We start from the raw sequence: 4,584 nt of genomic DNA on the forward strand, positions 1-4,584 counted from the left end.
AAAAAATATACTATTGCTCCTAACTTATAACTAATCCCTACTCCCTAAAAAAGATATGCAAAATCCTGAGCCACCTATAACTACCAATCAAACTGATTTATCAGATATAGAATCTCATTTATCCTCCAGTAAAAATGACAAAGCTAAGACCGAAAAAATTCAGATGAGAGACCTATTTGCTGAAGAAGCATTAGCTCAAATACCAAAAATTTTGACATTGCTCGACCGCAATTTACATAGCCCCACCTACGGCTGTTTCGACCGCAATTTTTGGCATTATAAAATTATAGACTTTCCAAGTGGTATGGCTCAAGAATTTGTCTTACCTTTAGCCTTAGCTTATAGTTTAGAAATTCCTAATAATCCATATTATCTCCAGGAAATGATACATAAATGGGTAGAAGCAGGAATTTTATATGCTGCCCATACTGCTCATCCTGACGGTTCTAGTGATGATTATTTCCCATTTGAAAGAGCAAGTGGAGCAACAGCTTTTTCTTTATTAGCTAGTATTGAAAGTTATCAAATATTAGGATTAAATAACTATGAAATCCTCAGTTTTTTTGAGAAACGAGCAGATTGGTTAGTTCATCATTATGAAAGTGGCAAATTGGCTAACCATGAAGCATTAATTGTTTTATCTTTGGAATTACTAAGTAGATTATTAGAAACTTCTAAATGGGATACAGCAAAAACAAATCGTTTGTCAAGATTATTAAGTTGGCAGAGTCAGGAAGGATGGTTTACAGAATATTCTGGTTTTGACCCTGGTTATCATACTCTGACAATATCTTGTTTAGCCAGAATTTATGAATTAAACAAGAGTGAAAAATTAAAATATATTATTACTAAAGCAGTCGAATTAGCTACCCAATTTATTCATCCTGATGGTTCTTTTGGTGGAGAATATGCTAGTCGTAATACCTATAACTTTTTTCCTCACGGATTTGAATTAGTTGGTAAATGGTTGCCTGCTGCTTTGTCGATTAACGACCAATTTTTAATGGGTTTAAAAAATGGTTTAGCTCCTTGTTATGCAGACGATCATATTATTGGTCATCATACCTGGAATTATTTGTTAGCATGGCGAGATTTTGTTATTGAAAGACCTGTTGATATCAATCGTGATGTTGCTAGTATTTGGTTAAAAGAAGCTCAAATTTTGATTAAACGACGACCAGGAACAGAATTATATGTGAGTCTGAATAAAGGTGGTGTTTTTAAGTTATTTCGTAACCAAAAATTAGTTGCTTCTGATACTAATTTATCCCTGCAAGTTAGAAAAGGGAAAAAAGTTTTAAATGCTGTTAGTCATTTGAGCGGTAATTATGATGTGAAAATATCTCAGGAGGAGTTGACTATTTCAGGTAATATGGGTTGGGCAAAACAAACTCAAATGTCACCTCTGAAATTAATAATTCTCAGGTTAGTCATGTTAACTTTTGGGCGTTTTTCCCCAAATTTAATTAGAAAAATATTACAAAAAATTCTGATTACTGGTAAGCAAGATACACCTTTTCATTTCAAGCGCAATTTTAAATATGAAGATGGAAGTTGGCATATTACAGATGAACTTTTTTCTAAGTCTTGGTTGGATGTAATTAATGCAGGTATTGGTTGTGACCAAACTTCTATTTATGTAGTAATGAGTCGCACTTTTCAAATTAATCAATTACAACCTTGGCATGATTTAACAACTGAAATTAAAAAACTTTCTCCCGGTCAACCATTGAGAATTGAACGTAAATTTTAAACGTAAATTTTGACTGTAAGTATTCAGCCCCCAGCTATTAGATATTGCTTTTGGTAAGCTATAAAAGNGGTTGTGACCAAACTTCTATTTATGTAGTAATGAGTCGCACTTTTCAAATTAATCAATTACAACCTTGGCATGATTTAACAACTGAAATTAAAAAACTTTCTCCCGGTCAACCATTGAGAATTGAACGTAAATTTTAAACGTAAATTTTGACTGTAAGTATTCAGCCCCCAGCTATTAGATATTGCTTTTGGTAAGCTATAAAAGCTTTAAAGAACCACAATTATTTGCAGATAGTTTTTTTGTGGAAAAACCACAAAGAGTAGAGTAGAAACAATATAGTTTGTTATGTCTTTGAGATCCTGAGCTTATTTTCTTTCTTACTTCAAATGTTTATCAAAAAAATCTATTGCCATATCCATCAAACCAGGATCAAAAGCTACCCCCCTACCATGATAATGTCCCCAGTCAGGTTTTCTAACTAACTCAACTTCTACACCTTTTTCTGATAAAGCATCTGCTAATAAAACACTTTGGCTTATTGGTATAACTTTATCTTTTTCTCCGTGCATAATTAGAAAAGGTGGGTCTTGAGCATCAATATGAGTAATAGGATTAGCCAGAGCTGATAATTCTAATTTCTGTGATACAGGTCCTCCTAATAATTTATGGGTTACTAGGGTATAAGCATACCATTCTTTGTCTTTGTACTTTTCCTCAACAGCAGCAGTAATAGGTTCTTCAAAAGTNGGTATAACTTTATCTTTTTCTCCGTGCATAATTAGAAAAGGTGGGTCTTGAGCATCAATATGAGTAATAGGATTAGCCAGAGCTGATAATTCTAATTTCTGTGATACAGGTCCTCCTAATAATTTATGGGTTACTAGGGTATAAGCATACCATTCTTTGTCTTTGTACTTTTCCTCAACAGCAGCAGTAATAGGTTCTTCAAAAGTGGGAGGAACCTTTGTAAAATCTGTAAGTGGATACCATGCACAAACAGCTTGTACCGCACTAGATATTTCTTGATTATTATCTGTTTCTGACAATTCTTTTACCCCTGCTGATGTTCCTAATAAAGCACTTAAATGCCCCCCAGCAGAAGGTCCCCAAACACCAAAATTATTGGTGTCTAAATCATATTTATCTGCATTTTTTCGCAACCAACGCACTGCATTTTTAACATCCTGAATTTGGGCAGGAAATAGAGCTTCATTACTAAATCTATAACTAATACAAGCCATAGCATAATTTCTTTGCACGACAATTTTACCAGGGCAATATTCTTTTGTTCCGCCTAGCCAACCTCCGCCATGAATATAGATTAATAGAGGTAAAGGTTTATCTGGTTTTTTCTCTGGTAAATATAAATCTAAAAGCAGTGATTTTTCCTGATTTTGAAAGTTATAATTTCCATAAACCAGATTTTGTAAAACTTTAACTTCTATAGGCTTTGTCTGACAACTTGTAATTAATAATGTCAAGACTAGCCACAAAAATTTGGAAATAATATTTTTGATTTTTTTTGAATAACTCATACTTGGAAAAGGGAAAAGGGAATAGGGAATAGGGAATAGGCAGCAAAAATTAAGTCTATAGCTTAACTAGAACTCAAAAATTCAAAAGTTGTTAAGATATTCAGGACTTACAAATAATTTAGAATTATACAGCATCTGTAGGGGCGATTTGCCTTTGCGGAGCATTCCGTAGGAAATCGCCCCTACTAGATATAAGGTTTATATGTAAGTCCTGATTAGAATAAACATTAATCACTTGAGTGCAAACCTAATTCTAAACTTCTAACTTCTGACTTCTGAGTTCTAACTTCTGAAAGCAGCTTGCTTTATCGGTGCAAGCAACTCCATTGGTAAATTCAGCATATTTAAAGTAGTTTCCTCTTTTCCCTGACTATTTGGTCCGTGATAGTCACTCCCACCAGTCATCAATAACCCATAATTTTTACACAACTCTTTTAAATTTTGTACTTTAGTCGGAGAGTGACAGGGATGAAAAACTTCTAATCCCATCAAACCCGCTTCTACCATTTCGGGTAATACCTCTTCCACCTTTCCCCCACGGAAAAGATAGGGATGCGCCCAAACGGCAACCGCTCCACAACTACGCAGTAAACTAATACCTTCAACTATAGAAAACTTCTCATAATGAACATAAGCAGGTTTATCATCCCCTAACCAACGTTCAAAAGCTTCTTGAGGCGATCGCACATAACCCGCTTTAACCAAAGCCATCGCAATATGTGGTCTTCCTGGTGCTACTCCCCCCTCCATTTTTGGCAACTCGATAGGATATCCTAACTCAGCTAAGTTTTCTGCCATCAACTGGGCGCGTCGATGTCTACCAGCAATGCGCTCTTTCAACGGTGGGAGTAACTTATTAGCATCTGGATAAAACCCCAGAATATGAAGAGAACAATTATTATGAACTGTACTTAATTCTAAACCAGGTATTATTTCTATGTTGTAGTCAGAAGCGATATTAATTGCTTCATCACAACCAGATAATGTATCGTGATCGGTTATGGCTAATGCTTGCACCCCGCAACTTGCTGCTTTTCTAACCAAGTCTGTAGGAGTTAGGGTTCCGTCGGAGTAAGTAGTGTGACAGTGGAGTTCTAACATAAGTTTTTTTACCATCAAATTAATCGTTTTAATAATTGTAGTAGCACGTCTAGACTTAATGTCGGTAAGGAGCGAGCAACCACCGAAGACCTCTCCCCCGACCTCTCTCCTTGTAGGAGAGGGGAGTATTTCTCCCCCTTCCCTCTTCCCCCCTTTCACTCGTGGGGTAAGGGGGGAGAGGAAGGG

The 4,584-nt window shown here is 35.6% G+C and carries 3 protein-coding genes and 1 pseudogene; 1 reads left to right on the forward strand and 3 read right to left on the reverse strand.

The genetic code is table 11. The features are described from left to right. The first annotated feature begins 163 nt into the window (after positions 1-163). On the forward strand, positions 164-1,753 hold the full coding sequence (locus tag AFK68_RS09425) for a hypothetical protein (protein ID WP_094672492.1): 1,590 nt from the start codon (positions 164-166) through the stop codon (positions 1,751-1,753). Between the two features lie 386 nt (positions 1,754-2,139). On the opposite strand, the gene AFK68_RS38530 is transcribed toward AFK68_RS09425, so the two are convergent. The 3 genes and pseudogenes from AFK68_RS38530 to AFK68_RS09435 form a co-directional block, all read right to left on the reverse strand. Continuing rightward, on the reverse strand, positions 2,140-2,508 hold a 369-nt coding region (locus AFK68_RS38530; protein ID WP_210407322.1), incomplete at its 5' end, for a prolyl oligopeptidase family serine peptidase. Position 2,509: 1 nt separating this feature from the next. Then, a pseudogene (locus AFK68_RS44680) lies at positions 2,510-3,297 on the reverse strand (alpha/beta hydrolase fold domain-containing protein); the annotation flags it as partial. Between the two features lie 282 nt (positions 3,298-3,579). Continuing rightward, the coding region (locus AFK68_RS09435) for a PHP domain-containing protein (protein ID WP_371357303.1) at positions 3,580-4,584 on the reverse strand (1,005 nt) is incomplete at its 5' end.

Origin of the sequence: Hydrocoleum sp. CS-953, assembly GCF_002260545.1 — a bacterium.
Classification (GTDB): domain Bacteria; phylum Cyanobacteriota; class Cyanobacteriia; order Cyanobacteriales; family Microcoleaceae; genus Trichodesmium.